Source organism: Zhongshania sp. R06B22 (genome assembly GCF_040892595.1).
Taxonomy (GTDB): Bacteria; Pseudomonadota; Gammaproteobacteria; order Pseudomonadales; family Spongiibacteraceae; genus Spongiibacter; species Spongiibacter arctica.
In genome coordinates this window covers 46355-63266 of the sequence record NZ_JBFRYB010000002.1, presented here as the reverse complement: position 1 = coordinate 63266, position 16912 = coordinate 46355, and the positions used below count along the sequence as shown (strand labels likewise).

13 protein-coding genes are annotated in these 16912 nt (G+C 48.8%); 6 read left to right on the top strand and 7 right to left on the bottom strand.

Annotated features, from left to right (window positions below; translation table 11 throughout):
- Positions 1-16: 16 nt before the first annotated feature.
- Together AB4875_RS16235 and AB4875_RS16230 are read right to left on the bottom strand one after the other, a co-directional pair.
- Positions 17-337 carry a 2Fe-2S iron-sulfur cluster-binding protein gene (locus tag AB4875_RS16235; RefSeq protein ID WP_368377160.1) on the bottom strand — a complete coding sequence of 107 codons (321 nt, stop codon included), beginning with the start codon at positions 335-337 and terminating at the stop codon, positions 17-19.
- Positions 338-818: 481 nt separating this feature from the next.
- Complete coding sequence (locus AB4875_RS16230) at positions 819-1709, bottom strand: haloalkane dehalogenase (protein WP_368377159.1); 891 nt, start codon at positions 1707-1709, stop codon at positions 819-821.
- 230 nt (positions 1710-1939) lie between these two features.
- Between AB4875_RS16230 and AB4875_RS16225 the strand changes: the two genes are divergently transcribed.
- Positions 1940-2533, top strand: a complete 594-nt coding sequence (locus tag AB4875_RS16225) for a TetR/AcrR family transcriptional regulator (protein ID WP_368377158.1) — start codon at positions 1940-1942, stop codon at positions 2531-2533.
- A 136-nt stretch (positions 2534-2669) separates the two neighbouring features.
- Here AB4875_RS16225 and AB4875_RS16220 read toward each other — a convergent pair whose 3' ends face one another.
- On the bottom strand, positions 2670-5381 hold the full coding sequence (locus AB4875_RS16220) for a winged helix-turn-helix domain-containing protein (protein WP_368377157.1): 2712 nt from the start codon (positions 5379-5381) through the stop codon (positions 2670-2672).
- A 304-nt stretch (positions 5382-5685) separates the two neighbouring features.
- Between AB4875_RS16220 and AB4875_RS16215 the strand changes: the two genes are divergently transcribed.
- From AB4875_RS16215 to AB4875_RS16200, 4 genes are all read left to right on the top strand, one after another.
- Positions 5686-6174 carry a styrene oxide isomerase gene (locus AB4875_RS16215; RefSeq protein WP_368377156.1) on the top strand — a complete coding sequence of 163 codons (489 nt, stop codon included), beginning with the start codon at positions 5686-5688 and terminating at the stop codon, positions 6172-6174.
- Between the two features lie 113 nt (positions 6175-6287).
- A complete protein-coding gene (locus AB4875_RS16210; RefSeq protein WP_368377155.1) occupies positions 6288-7211 on the top strand; it encodes a metal-dependent hydrolase in 924 nt (307 codons plus the stop codon).
- 82 nt (positions 7212-7293) lie between these two features.
- The gene (locus AB4875_RS16205) at positions 7294-8175 is read left to right on the top strand and encodes a metal-dependent hydrolase (RefSeq protein WP_368377154.1); all 882 of its coding nucleotides are present in this window, start codon (positions 7294-7296) and stop codon (positions 8173-8175) included.
- On the top strand, positions 8175-8663 hold the full coding sequence (locus tag AB4875_RS16200) for a styrene oxide isomerase (protein WP_368377153.1): 489 nt from the start codon (positions 8175-8177) through the stop codon (positions 8661-8663). Before AB4875_RS16205 ends, AB4875_RS16200 begins: the two co-directional genes overlap by 1 nt.
- A 164-nt stretch (positions 8664-8827) precedes the next feature.
- On the opposite strand, the gene AB4875_RS16195 is transcribed toward AB4875_RS16200, so the two are convergent.
- Entirely contained in the window at positions 8828-12385 is a 3558-nt protein-coding gene (locus AB4875_RS16195) for a parallel beta-helix domain-containing protein (protein WP_368377152.1), read from the bottom strand.
- Positions 12386-12806: 421 nt separating this feature from the next.
- A complete protein-coding gene (locus AB4875_RS16190; protein WP_438273537.1) occupies positions 12807-13346 on the bottom strand; it encodes a MaoC family dehydratase in 540 nt (179 codons plus the stop codon).
- A gap of 236 nt (positions 13347-13582) precedes the next feature.
- Between AB4875_RS16190 and AB4875_RS16185 the strand changes: the two genes are divergently transcribed.
- Positions 13583-14371, top strand: coding sequence for an enoyl-CoA hydratase/isomerase family protein (locus AB4875_RS16185; RefSeq protein ID WP_368377151.1), 789 nt, complete (start codon positions 13583-13585; stop codon positions 14369-14371).
- A gap of 93 nt (positions 14372-14464) precedes the next feature.
- On the opposite strand, the gene AB4875_RS16180 is transcribed toward AB4875_RS16185, so the two are convergent.
- Positions 14465-15316, bottom strand: a complete 852-nt coding sequence (locus tag AB4875_RS16180) for a universal stress protein (protein WP_368377150.1) — start codon at positions 15314-15316, stop codon at positions 14465-14467.
- A complete protein-coding gene (locus AB4875_RS16175) occupies positions 15316-16809 on the bottom strand; it encodes a SulP family inorganic anion transporter (RefSeq protein ID WP_368377149.1) in 1494 nt (497 codons plus the stop codon). Before AB4875_RS16175 ends, AB4875_RS16180 begins: the two co-directional genes overlap by 1 nt.
- Positions 16810-16912: the final 103 nt, after the last annotated feature.

Genomic DNA, 16912 nt, shown 5'->3' with positions numbered 1-16912 from the left:
CCAATTATTTTTTGTACTACATCTGGAACTCAGGGATCGCTACCACCATGCCGCTCATTTCCGGCTCAATGGTGATCTGGCATGCCAAACGAGAGCGTTCACTGTTTTCGGGCGTCATTTCCAACATTAATGCCTCGCTCTCACTGGGACTGCCTACTTTAGCCAACCACTCTGAATCAACGATAACGTGACAGGTACCGCAGGCGCAGGAGCCACCGCAGTCGGCGTCTATACCGGGAATTGAGTTGTCGATAGCTGCCTGCATTAGGCTGCCGCCGGGCTGAGCGCTTACCCGGTGACGCTCACCGCCGTGCTCAACAAAAATTAGGTCAATCACTACATCTCTCCTTATTGTTTTTAGTCACACTTCTAAGCCTCCTTAGGTTAGCTGTGATTGGCCTATCATTTTTGGACTAAAAATATTCATTACAGGACATGCCTGCACAACGCGGGAAATGGCTTGGAAACGGTTTACTAAGCGAAAAATTAAACACGTAAGAGCTGACCACGCTTAGAAGACGGCACACAAATATCGTCCGCTGACGACCACAAAACGCAGACATAAGACGATGGCTGTCGTTAAGTAATAGCAGAAGTATTGGGGCGTTCAATGATTTATCGTTAAACGGTGTTAGCAGCAAGCAGAACCATCATCGCTGTCATTTTCGGCGGACGCGTTAGCCCGCCAAAACAGAGTATCTCATTGGAAAAAGCGGGACGTAGGCAGGCTGATCCCTAGCCAGCCCCGCTTTCGCCATCTTACTTTGTGGTTTATGGCCAATATATTTCGGCCGTCAAAAACTCAAAGCCTTAGAACGCTAAACCAGATCGCTATGCCAGTCGGCAATGGCCTGGCCTATCTCATGGGGAGAGTCTTCTTGTATAAAGTGCAGACCGGCAACAGTGACCTCGCTTAAATTAGGCCACGATCTAACATAATCCCGCACAGCGCCGGTTATTAATACGCCCGGATCCGCGTTCACAAATAATTTTGGTATTTGGGTCTGCGACAACCAAGTACTGTAAGCAGAAACGGCTTTAACAACATCCTCAGGTTCGCCAGCAATAGGGAGCTGCCTAGGCCACGTTAGCGTTGGCCGGCGATCTTCGCCAGCTCGTGCAAATGGCCGACGATATTCGTCCATTTCACTGCCTGTCATCGTTCTCATGATCATGCCCGGCAACACGAACTCAATAAACAAGTTATCGTCTAGTATCATCGGCTCGCCGGCCTCGGACCTAAACCCCTTAAACAATTCGACGGCATCTTCTGGAAATGACGCCCAATCAGGCACCGGCGCCACTATGGCCTCCATAAACGCAATGCCCTTAAGCGCATGCGCATTCATCTTTGCCCAGTGAAAACCTAGCCCGGAGCCCCAATCATGAACCACCAAAGTGACATTCTCTTTCACGCCGAGCTCCTCTAACAGCGCATAGAGGTAGGTCTGATGCTCTGCATAGCTATAGCTATCAGCCCCAGTATTATCGAGTTTCTCTGAATCACCCATACCGATCAAATCAGGAGCAATAAGCCGTCCACGACCCTCGAGGTAGGGCATAATATTTCGCCAAAGATAGGATGACGTGGGATTACCGTGAAGAAATACAATAGGGTCGCCGCTACCCTGATCGATATAGGCCATACGCTTGCCGCGGATGGTTTTATATTGCTTCGGGTAGGGATATTGATCCGAAAAATCAGTCATTAAAACATTCCTATCTTATTAAGATTATGGGCACTACACCTGATAATGACCTCGTGATTTAAGCCATATCATCGCGTTCAAATGCCTTCCTAACAGCAACCATAGACGGTCGTCTAGATACAATCAAGACACCCGTCTTTAAAAGGAGTAGCACCGACCATTTTATAGACTCTAGATGGGTTATCATGGCGCTAGCGATATTTGCCAACTACAAAACCAAAGAGGACAAAATGGCTAGAGCAAGAAAAGTGGATATAGGTACGGCCCGCGCTCTGGCACTCAGCGCATTCTGGTCACACGGCTATCAGAGCCTAGGGGTTCGCAAGCTCGAGGAGCTGACGGGTATTAACCGATTTATGCTGCAAACCGAATTTGGCGGAAAACAGGGACTCTTTCTAGAGACAATAGATGCATATATCAGCCAATGGGACGAGACCTACCTGATACAAATTCGCGCCGGTAATATTGATCAAATAGTCCACTTCTTTAATCTCCGAGCAAGCAATGCCACCGCCCCTGAAGCCAATAATGGCTGCCTCATGATCAATACCCTCTGTGAAGGGCAGATCGAGGATAGTGATATAAAAGATCGCGTCTTCAAATTCATGAGCTTAATGCGCAGCTCCTTGCGACAGGCGCTTTGCAATGAACGCAGCCAAGGCGGCCTTAAAAAGAGCGTAGATATAGATGAAGCCAGCGAGATGCTCGCCAACGCCTTGATTGGCATGAACGTGACGATTAAGTTGCACGGTAAGAATGAGGCAGCGCAAGCCGCCGCCACGCAATTATGTAAAACCGTACTAAGCTGGAGAAAAAAGGGCTAACAGCCGCTAAGTACCAGTAGCATGACAATGAGCGACTCCTGTCACTCGATGGGAATCAGTTATCTCGCTGACGGCACATCGTGCTTTCAAATAGACACCAGGCACATCAAAATAAACACATCCTCACAAAACCAACTTATATTAAATTGATTTTTCGAGCATAGGCCGCCGCTGAGGTCCTATTGCGAACACCCAACTTGTCAAAGATATTGTGAACATGCCATTTGGCGGTCGACAAACTGATATGCAGCTCTTGGGCTAATTCTTTATTGCCTAAACCGGAACAGATCAAACGGAGAATTTCCAACTGGCGATCAGTCAGGGGGTCCGCAAGCGCTGAGGGCTTCAACCGCGGCTGCAATTGACCGACTCGAACTCTCATGTCCACCGAGGCATTAGCGCTAAGCAACTTAATGAGCTGCTGTTGAAATTGATATTTCGCATCCAGAGCGTCATCCTCAACATCACTGACACGTTCATCTTCTAGACGCTGGAGGATAACAAGAAGCCCGCTACCCACACGATATAAGGGATACATATGCAGCTCTGGCGCGGCCGAATTAACGACCTTATCAAGCTCTCGCATTGCCTCAGTTTCTTTTTCCAAGGCCCACAGCGCTAAAGATTTCATCGTACGCAACTGCTGTATCAAAGCCGTTCGCCGCTGGCTCTGGGCTTTTCGCAAAATCATATTTAACAGCTTGAGAGCCTCATCACCTCGACCTTCGGCGAGAAGCAGGCGCGCATCAGTCAACTCAATATATTCCATCACCGCAGATTGGTGGCGTGCTGTAATAAGGCTGTTTTTACGATTAAGAATATCCGTTCGGCTCGCGGTGTCTCTGGCGCCACGAATATCACCGTTATGCAATTGCAGCTCAATTTCTTCTGCGATAAACCCAAAGTAAAGCCTTGGCATATCCATAGTTAGCGCTAGGTCTTGGCCCTGCCGCAAGACCTCACGCGCCGCCTCAACATCACCCGCCCACAACCTAAATCGCGCCTCGTTGCGACGCGCAATAAATAATGGCTCCGGCGAGCTAGAAAGAATAGACATTACTCGGCTATCAACCATTACCTGCTGCAAACTGTCAAAATCACAGCGCTGACAGTCCACCTCGGCCTTCACAAGGGCAGCAAGGGCGGCGATCTGACTGTCGCCAGAAACCTCACTCAAGGTCTGTCCGGCCCGGCGCGCAAGCAGTTCCGCCGCGCCGATACGACCAAGCTCGATATTAGTCATGGCGGCAACAAAGTCCGCCCAAATCGCCGCGTAGGCACTTTCGCCTCTGCGGCCATAAACATAAGCCTCATGGGCTGACACAAGCGCTTGGCTTAAATCCTTCTGGAGGTAATAGCTGAAAGCACTGGCAACCGAGGCCGACGCTATTAATACATCGTCTTCCTTGGGAAGCTCCGTTAAAAGCGCCTTAGCGGCGAAAAGGCAATCATCTATCGCCTCCACGCAAGCGAATGTAATACAGCGAATGACATTGCAAAGATGCACCAGAGATTGCACCTCTGTCGCGGGTAAATCCCAGCGAGGCACCTCAGTGTCAGCTAGAAGTTTTTCAAACTCATCGCATATCGATACAGCAATCCCCACACCATCCCGCGTAAAGGCTCGGGACCAGGCATGGTGTAATAAAATCTCTGGCCGACGATATTGGTATTCAAGCGGCAGTTTGCGCATCCATTCGAAAATAATGGAATGATTGCCCTCGCCTATGGCAACGGTCTTCGCCTGCTCGGCAATCAGATCTGTAGCTTTCTCAAAATACGACGCATCCAGACAATACTGTATGGCCTCAAGCACGTAGCCCTCACCAACACACCAGTCCGCAGCATTGGCACATATCTGCGCCTTAAGCCCAGGATCTCCCCGCATCAACTGAGCAACAAGATATTCTGAAAACAGATGATGGTAGCGATACCAATGCCCCTCCCTATCTAAAGGCAGAATAAATAAATTGGCGGCTTCGAGTTGAGCAAGGCGATGGTAGCCGTCATTTTGACCCGTCACCACATCGCATAACTCCGCTGAAAAGCGATTGAGCGGCGCAGTACACAATAGAAAATGACGAGTTGCCTCATCCTGCAAACCGTAAACTGCCTCGAATAAGTATTCTTGTAGATTTCGATCGCGGGCAGAAAAGCCGCGAATAATTTCCTCCTTATTGCGGTCAGACTTGCTGATCGCCATCCCCGCTAGCTGAAGGCCTACCATCCAACCCTCAGTACGATCGTGTAGCAGCTGCACGGTAGGCATGGGCAGGGCTACATTATGCTGCTCCTTCATGAACCGCATGGTTTCTTGCACACTGAGATTAAGATCATTCTGTCCCAGCTCAAAAATACCTCCCGCAATTCGAAGCCGGCTCAAATCGAGGGGTAATTTAGATCGCGAGGCAATAACGGTCCGCACGCTGCTGGGAGCATAGCTAATAAACCGAGTCCAAAAGTCGAGAATATCTGGATCTTTCAAAACATGAAAATCATCTACAAACAGGGTGAAACGCCTGTCGATGGCCGCTATATATTCAATAATGTCATCAAAAAACCGCGTCAAGTCAGCCGATGCACTGGACTTTAAATATGCCAAATTGGTCTCAGCGAAGGGCTTATCTATCACCCGGAAAACCGAGCTAATGTAGCGAGCAAAGCGTGCCGGCTCATCATCTCCCGCCTCAAGGCTCAGCCAAGCACAAGCACTGTCTTCCAAACGACATTTTTCGTGCAGCTCCACTAGCAAGGTGGATTTTCCTGAGCCCGCCGGCGCCACCACGCTAACAAACCGCACAGAAGCCGCCTCTTCCGCCATCCTCTTTAGAATAGTGCTACGATTCATTCGCTGCTGGCGAATATAGGGTGGACTCAGTTTTGTCTCAATGACGTCTATCAATTCAAGCTACCTAACTGCATCTTTCTTCATATAAAGCGGCCCGCATTGGCACTCTCTCAAAAGAACCCTCGAGCACCACATAAAATTATGCCGCCATTACTCCTAGAACCGTACTAAAGGTCGGTTCGCAACCCAAGCTCCTCATCTAGTCTACTCCTACGATGATAGTATTCATTTAATAGATAAGCGGCTTCGCCACCGAAGCACAAGGTAGCACTAGCACCTTGCAAATAATAACAGAGGAAAACACATGCGAGCGCACTACTCCAACCTATTAATCAAACACGGCCTAGCCGCAATGCTTGTGGGGCTTTTTGGAGGATTCCTACTCGCCTTTTCCATGGTCGGAGGTGCATCCATCAGCCCGCTACCGGTGTTCTTTCAATTCGAACTTCCTGGCCCAGATTCCGGTTGGCGAATACTCCATGTTGGCACGCTAATGAACGGCATTATGGCCCTAGCATTAGGGCTAGTGATACGCACTGTCTACTTGTCCGACCGACAAGCCCGCTTAATATTCCTAGGGATCGCCATCGCCATCTGGGGTAACTTCTGCTTTTACCTATTTGGAATGTTCGCCCCGAATCACGGTTTAAGTATTGAAGCAAACCGTCTTGGCGATGCCAGTATGGCGGGCGCCCTTGCCTATATTCCCGCCATCTTAGGTGCGGTCACGTCAATCTGGGCAGTGTTTGTTTTGCTTTTTGCCGAGCCGATATACGACGCCCATAATAAATAATAACTCGCAATATTGACCTTCTGAACGAGCGCCAAGTTAGCTGATGATTCATTGAACAAATCACCTGCTAATAGGGCTGCTCCCACACTGTTCAAGAGATCGCAGGGATTAATATGAAACAGGCCGCAGCATCGCCAAGCAGTGCCCACCCCATGGATGACTTCCCGGTACGAAAGTTAGAGTTCAACTTCGATAATATTGAATTCAATGACCCACTATGGAGCCGATCGCACCGCGATTTTTCGATGCTTATAAACGCCCTCGGAGTCCACGTACCGCATTTCGAACGCTATCTCGTTAAAACCATGATCGAAGCCAGACCAAAAATTAAGGATGAGAATCTACAAGGCGATATGTCGGCGATAATCGGACAGGAAGCTCAACATGCCAAGAATTTCCTCCACTACAACAAATGGCTGGCGAAGCGCTATCCAAAAATAGCCGAGCTAGAAAATGGTGCTCAAGATTTTTTTAACCACCATAGCAAAACTGATTCGCTAAAGCGCAAAGTCGGTTACACGGCGGGCTATGAAACCTTTACGTTTTTAGCCGGACTGATCATTTTAGAAAACTATGACCGCTGGATGAAAGATAGCGATCCGGTCATGAAAGCACTATGGGTATGGCATCAGGTCGAGGAGGTCGAACATGGTGCAGTCGCCTTTGACGTGTACAAAGCACTATACGGCGATGCCGAGTGGTACCGAAAATGGATGGTGCTCGCTGCACTCGCTCACATCGCCAGCGAAACAATAAAGTGCTACACCGCCATGACCATTGTTGAAGGATACTGGCGAAACCCCTTTCGCGGCATTCGCAAAATGGGATTCTGCGCTTACATGTTATCTCGATTTTTAATAAATGCCTTGCCGGTTTTTAAACGTAGCTACCACCCCCGCAATCATAAGCTTGTAAGCGGCAAAAAAAACACCATCCAAATTGCATGGCGCCGCTATGAACACGACGGTGGCGACGTGCTATCAATAAACCGTGAAAAAATGGCAGAAATGCTCGGCATAGCAAATCCTGGCGCCTAAGCGTGAACATTAAAACGCTACGAAGGTGTGAAACTACATTTTGCAGTCGATACTTAATAGCGCTTAGAGCTTGGAGATAACCATGACAGGGAATAGAAATACACCGCGCACATTAGTTGTCAGGCGGATGCCGTTTACCTTTGAAGATGACATCAGTGTTCAGTGGAACGCCGCTAGACCTGAATGGAGCTATATGGTGAATGGCGCTTCATTAACCATGCCCTATCTGGAACCCTATTTGATTCGAACAATGAAAAAAGTTCTTCCTCAGCTTCAAGACCCGGCGCTCATCCAAGAAGTAAAAGACTATATCGGCCAGGAAGCACAGCACTATCAGCAACATAGGAAGTTCAACGACATTATCAAATCGAAAGGCTACGATCAAATTGAGGCCTTAGAAAAGCAAATGCTCGACGAGTTTTCTTATCTAGAACAAAATAAAAGTCTCAAGTTTAATTTGGCCTACGCGGCGGGCTTTGAATCTATGGCACTAACGCTAGGTCACTGGTTGATCAAACAACGGGCCTATTTGTTTGGCGGATCCGACTCTAGGGTCGCCTCATTAATCCTCTGGCATTTTGTTGAAGAAATAGAGCATAAATGCGCGGCCTTCGATGCTTACCAGGCAGCCTACGGTCAATACTGGCACAGGCTTTATGGTACGTTTTTCGCTGCCATTCACATCATGAAGTTTAGCCGCAGGGGCTACATCATCATGATGAAAAAAGACGGCGAATGGGGAAATATCCGCAGCCGCATAAACGTCATAAAGTACAACCTTCGTTTCTTAGCGGGGATAGCACCGAAACTACTACACTCTATGCTGCCCTCGCATCACCCGACTGATATTGACGATCCACAATGGAGCAAGGAGTGGCTTAAAGTTCATAAAAAACATGATGCCGAATTGGCCCATCTAGATACGAATAATTTAATGACACCTATAGGTACGAGGTTTTCCTAATGAACAATGACATATTAAAACACCAGCGCTTTCTGGTAATTCACGGCACACTATTACTACTGGCGGCTTTTATCATCGGATTCGGTTTTTTATTTTTCATCACCGGTGAAATCAGCCTCTGGCCGATTCCCGGCAAGATCGTCTACCAAATGCCTGGCACTTACGACGCATGGCGGATGGCGCATATGGAAGGCATCGTCAACGCTTTACTACTGTGGCTCATTGCCGCGCTCTTACCGGTATTTTCAAGCTTTATAAAAAACGTAAAGTGGCTGGTAATAATATCGCCAATCATCTCCTGGAGTATTGTTATTGGTGCTAGTTTTGACCCTTTATTCCCCGAAGCGCGCGGCTTAGTATTCGATGCCAGCACTAATATGATGAATGATATTTCGTTTTTTGTATTTTATCCCGGCGTTGTGCTGTGTTTTGTATTGGTGATCGGCATCCTTGTTGCCGCTTGGAAACACTCTAAGAAAACGTTTTAAGCTCACCCTTATTACTGAAATTTACTGGACTGGATTTCCTATATTAAAACCTGAGTTTTGAAATAGGCAAACAAAAGGGGTTCTCCATAAGAGAACCCCTTTTTTATGCGCTCAGTGCTTTAGCTTAATAGGGTACTAATTCACTATTGGTAGACCACAGACTTTTAGAAAGGCAGTGGACTGCCACCACCTCCTGCGCAGTCAGCGTTTTCATAGCTACCGTCTATGACGGTGTTTATCCACGCATCTACTACGCCAACCGCTTCGCCGTGCTTGACGCTCCGAGCAATCGGCGGCATCTGCACCGAAGGATCTACAGAGTGCAGGCGATAGGAAATAATCGAACCCTCGGAGCCAGTAGCACCGCCAGCTAAGCCAGGTAGAATATCGTAATCCCTACCACCACCAGAGCTACCAGCAGTGATGGGTTCCTTACAGATACCGTGGCTGAGATTGACCTTGCGGAACACGTCAAAATATAAACCGGTACTTTGTGCTTGCCCCTTGCGATTGTGGCAGTGAGCGCAGTTAGTTTCCAACCATGCACGAGCTCGATACTCAAGATTAGCATCACTACTTGCTGCCACGCGCTCGGCTTCTACAGAACTTATCTGGTAGCTGTCGCCGGGCACATTAAAGCGCGGCAAGCGGTTTGCATTGGTCGCGATCTGTTTACTGTCTAGCGCTAAGGTTGGCGCGCCACTGAGCTTGCCCATATCAATGAGATGCTGCAGCTGATTTTCCGGGCCGTTGCCATAGTCAAAGGCGCGGTTCATATTGCGCACTTTAGGACCGATTGGCGCATCGCCAGCTTGGCGGTCTTCGTTGTTGTGACAGTTGCCACACTGATTCGGCGTGGGAATGGCGTAGCGGTCGGTGCTGCCTTTGTAAGTGGCAGTGACATCCGGGTCGGTATCGTCGTAATCCCAGCTCACGGCTTTAGAGCCGCCAGCGAGGGCGATATCGGCGTCGCTGCCGTCTTCGCGCCAGACATAGGCCATACCCTCCCAAAAAGAGCTACCGCCTTGGCCATCGCGATGAATCAGCAATCGGGTTTCAACCAGGTTTTCATCTTCGGCATTACGGTCGCGGAAGGCGAAGGTCTTGGCGATAACGGTGCCAACTGGGAAATCCAGAGTCGCGTTTGGCTCATTAATATTACCCTCTGCCCACGTGGCGGACTCGCCAGGCGGCAGGAATAGTACCCGGTACTTTACTGAGTAGTCAGAGAACAGCGGCGTGACTAAGTCATAGATCACGCCATCTTCGTGGAAACCACTGCGGGGATCGGTTTGATCGGCAAACAAATTGTAGTGGGACAATTTACTGCAGTTGAAAGCCAGCGCTTCGCGATTGACTGCAGTGCCAGAGCCACTCTCACAAATGGCGGCAATTTCTGCGGCCGAGGGCGGTTGCTCCGCGCTGTTGCCAGGTATATACGGCTGCACAACGGCTGGATTTAAACGCGGCAATTGCTTGCCAAAACGCGTCGGACAGTCGTGAGCGGCGAGATCAGTTTGGGGGGCGGTGTCGAGTTCCATGCCATCAAAGTTCATGAAGGTGCGGCTATCTTGGGAGAAGGTGTTGCCGTACTCGTCACTTTGGTCAATACACAGCCAGTAATCGGGATGTCTGCGCTTTGGATCTGCCGCGTTGTCTGGCTCGTCAAATTTATAGCGGTTGTAGCGACAGCTTGGCTGGCTCTGGCCGCTGTAATCAGGTTTACCGTCGGCATCCAGGGGCGCGCCATCGACATCGGTACACTGCACACCGTCGTTACTATTAACGGTTTTGTCATAGTAACCATCCCAAATAATATGAGCGCCTTGAAGCAGATAGGGATCTTTCGCTTGTAAGCTACGAAGCTGCACTAACACCGGCAACAGCGAGTCATGCCCATCATCAATACCAGTGGGGATGCACGGAATAACGGTATCGCCCCCTGTGCCATCTGCGCAAATTAATACGCCTTCTTCAGGTAGCTGAGGCAGGGTGCCATTGGTGGTGAATATATTACTGTGGATATGGATGCCTTCTGGATAGAGGTCCATGCGCTTGTCAGAGTTGTTGGTGTTGCCATCCAGCAACTCGTGGCTCGCGCTGACAAATCCCAAGGTGCGGTTAAACTCGACCACATTATTAAAAAATTCAACTTTGTCGTAACCCAGTTGCAGCAAACCGGTGCCCTGCGGCACAGCGCTCACCACGCCACCGGGCGCGAAGTTGGCCAAATTATTGTAGCCGGCGTAGTTATTAAAAATACGAGTCTGCTCGCCGTATTGATTCAAACCGGGCAGATCGAAGACCAAGAAACCGGCGGTATTACAATGGGCGACATTGTCGTGCATATCAGCGCGGTCGCTGTTTTCGATCTCATAGCCAGCAACGTTGAACAGAGCTTCACTATTTTTGACGATAATGTCGTTGGACTGACCAACGTAAATACCAGCATCTGATGCGCCCAGCGATACCACATTGTCCAGCAGTACATTATTAGATAGTACCGGGTATATGGCGTAGCCACCGTTAGAGTTGTCGATGGTGTAGTTGCGCGGCAAGCCGTTGGCATCGGTATACAAACCTGTTGCCAGCGGGAATGCAATTGGCAAGCCATTGAGACGCGGCGCGGGAACATTCTCTGGACGCGCAAAACTGTCTGGCCACGGATGCTCACAGGTGACTTCTAAGGTTGATGGAATTTTGGGGTCCATGCCACCGCGATTAGCGCCGGCGCTTGACCACATGGCGCGCAAATTACGCAGCGTGACGAAATTCGAATGCGAGACCTTCACCGAGAAGCCAGGTGTATCGAGCACTGTCATCTCTTCAATCGTGATGCCCGTCATATGGCTCATCGAAATGCCTTCCGGCGATTTCGACTGGGCGAAGTCTAGAATAGTTTTCGCCATACCCTGACCTTTCAGGGTAATACCCTGTTTATGGGCCATGTCTAAGGTGGTGGTGAATTCAAAAACGCCCTCACTAAACTCTATGGTATCCCCCGCTTTTGCGGCGAAGAGTGCCGTTAATGTGTCGACTTGCTCCTGAGTCTGATCTTCATTGGGCGCAGATGCAGGGCTGTTATCGTCGGCGATATACCAAATATCACAGTCACCATCAAAACTACCGTCGCTGATATCTTGACTGCTACAAGCCAATTCAATTTCAGCGATGCGGCGAGCTATTAACGCGCGGGAATCGCCATTGGCACTGCGGGCAAAGTCGGCCATCGCAGAGCCGTCAAACTCACCGTCGGTCGCTTCAAACTCACTGGCACTAAAGCTTAGACCAGCGGCTGCATCGCGAACGGTTGAGGATATCTGAATGCCGTTGTCCGGATCTTTATCTTCATCTAAGGTAAGCAGAAAGCGCGATAAATTGATCGCCGCTTGTTCGCTAGACTGAATATTCGCCGGGGTAATGAATTCTGCCGCCAGGCTTTTGCCCAAGGCAATACCGCCAATGGCGAACTGGATGATATCGCCGCTAAAGTATTTAAAGCCGCCATCGCTAGCGGTGAGGAAAACACTATCAGAACCTTGGATTTGGTAGTGCGCGCCGCTAATTGGGCCGTCAATAAAATAACCACTTAACTCTGTACTATCTGCTGGCGGATTGGGAGAGGACCCGCCGCCAGAAGAGTTTGAAGAACTGCCGCCGCAGGCACTTAGCGCAGTGATCAAAATGGCAGCCAATATACGAGTAGAGTTTAGATAGATCACGTAAGAGTTTCCTAGTTAAGGGCCGGAACTACCGGTCATTAAATCTGAGCATTTGACTCTAAATGCAAAGTTTCACGGAACTAAATCCATACATTTACGTTTGAGCCGTCACCTAAATGCAGGTGTGCTGCAGACACTTAAATTAATTATTCTTATATGCTTATAACGTGCCACTTTAACCGCATTGCATTAATTGTGTTACGTGAAAATTCACAACAAAGACAAGTTAATCCAAACCAATTGGCAGTATGGCGCTCGTAATAGTCTTATCAGCTAGTATCCTCCACCGTTTTCTCAACGTCAGATACCCGCCCCCGCGAGTCATGGGCCAGACCTCTGCAACTTTACTGAAAATGGTCAGATCGAACAATAAGCGCACCTTTTTGGGACTCTCGTTTAGTACACGCGAGTAACGGCGGACTCAGGCCACCATTTGTACACTAATCCATTCGGCAACCAAAGCAGGCTTGGCCTCACCTTCAATTTCAATAGTGACCTCTGTGTTCATACGAAAGTTACCGGGCTTTATTTCATCAATCGCTAGGACTTTCGCTTTGGCTCTAATACGACTACCCACCTTTACAGGAGCAAGAAAGCGCACTTTGTCAAAACCATAGTTAATACCCATATAGACGCCATTAATAACAACACTGTACTGCTCTGAAAAATACGACAGCATCGACAAGCTCAAAAAACCATGCGCTATCGTGGTTCCAAAAGGGGTCTCTTTTGCGCGCACCGGGTCAACATGAATAAACTGATGATCCATGGTGCAATCGGCAAACTGATTTATTCTATCTTGGTCCATCGCCAGCCACTCTGTGGCCTCAGGTTCAAATCCAATATAGTCGGATATATTCTGCTTATCGATTAACGTCGTCACCGGTATCCCCTTCATTATTGGTAATAATCCCAGCCCAGCAATATCATATAAGTTGGCGTCGGGATCAATTAAACTCATCGAACAGGCATCAATACAGGCCACGGCACAACTTAGACAATAGGCTGCGACCTGCCGCTTATCTCGCTAGAAACCACGCTTAAACTAGTGAAGATATGCCAATAATATAGCGATATGCGCAATAGAAATTAATGTATATCGTCTACTCTATTCATTATTTAGACAGCACCACTATAATCACCGCACGCCGCAATAGCGACTACCAAGGCTCAACTCGAATATTTTAAGGACAGCGCATGAACGATAAGATCATTCAGTATCATTTGAGCGACAAGGGCGTCGCCACCGTTACCTTGAACCAAGCACATATCCACAACGCCTTTGACGACAACGTCATTGCTGCGCTAACCGCCGCCTTTAAACACGTTGGCGAAGATCCAGCGGTGCGCCTTATGATTCTAGCTGCAAACGGTAAAAGTTTTTGCGCGGGTGGAGATTTAAATTGGATGCGCCGGATGGCGACCTATACCTTTGACGAGAATTTGCGTGACTCGAGCTTGCTCGCGGAAATGCTACGCACTCTTAATTACCTACCCAAACCCACTATAGCTAGAGTACAAGGTGCGGCTTACGGCGGTGGCGTGGGCTTGGTCGCCTGCTGCGATATGGCCGTGGCGTCACCCGATGCGGTGTTTTGCCTGAGCGAAGTGAAAGTCGGCCTGATTCCCGCGACCATTGGCCCCTATGTCGTTCGCGCTATTGGCCAACGCGCATCGCGACGCTACTTCACAACCGCTGAGTTAATCACTGCTGAAAAAGCACTCGCTTTGGGTTTGATATCAGAACTGGTCGCCAGCGATGAGTTGGACAGCTGCATTTCCGCTATCACCAAGCAAATACTTCGCAATGGCCCGCGCAGCATAGGCGAAGCCAAGCGCTTGGTCTTGGATGTTGCCGACCGTGAAATAGATGCCGATATGATTGCCGACACCAGCCAGCGCATTGCTGAAACCCGCGGTTCCGGAGAAGGCCGCGAAGGCTTATCTGCGTTTTTAGAAAAACGTAAGCCTAACTGGATTCAGTAGTAAAAAAAAATGGCGCACTCTATTGAGCACGCCATTTTTAACAGCTGAGCTTACATGATATCGCTAGGTCCCCAGCTTTTAAATAAACTTGCCTTAGCGCAGCAATAGCAAAGGTCGCTTAGTTTTGTGAAGCATTTTTGCAGTGAAACTACCCAGCAACATATCTCGCAAAGGGTGATGGCTATAAGCGCCCATGACAGTCAGACCAATATCGTTCTCAGCTTGATACTGACATAGCTGCTCATCACTTTTACCTTTTGGCAAATTAACAAGTTCATAACTAACATCCGCCGCCTGCAACACGGTCGCCGCCTCATTCAATACCGTGGTCGCTGCTGACTCATCACCAACATAGACCAAATGGCAGGGAATGTCTTTAAATACCGAACTTGAAGCCACCATATCTAAAGCTTTTCGAGACGCATCGTGACCATCGTAAGCCAGCATAATTTTCTTAGGTTCTGAAAACTCAGTATTCACAACTAAAACGGGTTTATGCAAAGCGCGAATGACGGTTTCCAAATGCGCACCCAGCTTTCCTTCTCTATGCTCTTCACCGCGAACGCCCATCACCAATACGCGGATATCTTCCTCACGCTCTACCAGTGACTCTTGCAGGCTACCATGCTGTTGCAAGGCTTCCGCCTCAGCCACGCCCGCTTCCGCTACCCGCCGGGAGGCAGCATCGAGCATCAACTTACCTTTCTGCATCAATAACCGATTGCGCTGCTGCTCTACTTGGATCAGCTCCTCTAGCAACTCTTCCTGACTACCAAGCCCAATACTGCCGCTTAAATCTGCAACAGCGGCCTGTGGGCGATGCTCAATATTATGCAGCAACTTCAAAGGCGCTCCGCTTCTAAGCGAAATCCAAGCAGCATAGTCACAGACTGCAGTAGTCAAACTTGCTCCATCAATACATGCCAATACATAATTATTATTCATTAGTGGCCTCCCAAGACTTTTTCAATTTCTTCTGGTTTGTCGTGAATACCGAAACGATCAACTATGGTTTCACTGGCCTCATTCAAATCAATCAACTCGACCTCAGCACCTTCGCGCCGAAATTTCATAACGACTTTATCTAAAGCACCAACAGCAGAGATATCCCAAAAATGCGCTCGGCTTAAATCAATAACCACCTTCTCTACGACTTCTTTAAAATCGAAGCCGGCGTTAAATCGCTCCGCAGAGTTGAAAAACACCTGTCCGACCACACGATAGGTCCGAGTATTGCCATCGTCACTGAGATCTTTAGCGATATACATAAAGTGGCTGACTTTGTTGGCAAAAAATAGAGCACCTAGCAATACACCAACAAACACGCCATAGGCTAGGTTATGCGTCCACACCACCACCGCCACGGTAGCCAACATAATGATGTTAGCCGACAGTGGGTTGGTTTTTAGTCCGGTAACAGAGGCCCAATTAAAGGTTCCTATAGAGACCATAATCATGACTGCCACCAATGCCGCCATGGGGATCAACGACACCCAGTCACTGAGAAACACCACCATAGTCAACAACATCACACCGGCAAACAGTGTGGATAAGCGGCCACGACCACCGGATTTAATATTGATAACCGACTGGCCAATCATCGCACAACCAGCCATACCGCCCAGTAAACCAGAAAAAATATTGGCTATACCCTGCCCTTTGCACTCACGATTTTTATCACTGCCTGTATCAGTTAGGTCGTCGACGATAGTGGCCGTCATCAATGACTCCAACAAACCTACTACGGCTAAAGCGGCAGCATAGGGGAAAATAATGCTCAGGGTTTCAAAATTTAAGGGCACGTCTGGCCACAGGAATATCGGCAGGGTATCGGGTAGTGCGCCCATATCTCCGACAGTGCGAATATCCAAACCCATCATCAAACTAAAAGCGGTTAGGCTAAGGATACAAACCAATGGTGAGGGAATAACTTTTCCGACTACAGGTAATAATGGAAACAGATAGATAACACCCAAGCCCGCTGCGGTCATGGCGTAAACATGCCAGGTCACATTCGTTAATTCAGGCAGTTGGGCCATAAAAATCAGGATAGCCAGGGCATTCACAAAACCAGTGACAACAGAGCGAGAGACAAAGCTCATTAACTGCCCCAGCTTGAGATAACCGGCAATAATCTGCAAAAACCCGGTTAACAGCGTGGCCGCTAACAAATACTGCAAGCCATGCTCCTTCACCAGCAACACCATCAATAGCGCCATGGCGCCGGTTGCCGCTGAGATCATACCGGGCCGTCCGCCCACCACCGCCGTCACTACCGCTATACAAAATGAGGCGTAGAGACCAACTTTGGGATCGACCCCAGCGATAATAGAGAAGGCGATAGCCTCGGGAATCAATGCCAAGGCGACAACTAGGCCGGCTAAAATATCGCCGCGGACATTACCGAACCAATCTTCTTTTTTCGAAACTAATAACATACCGAGATTTACCATATTAAAAGAGCGAGGCCGCTAAGGAATTACAGCGGATTTAACCACAGTGATCACCGCAGCTAAGTTGAACGCAAAAGCGAGATTATAC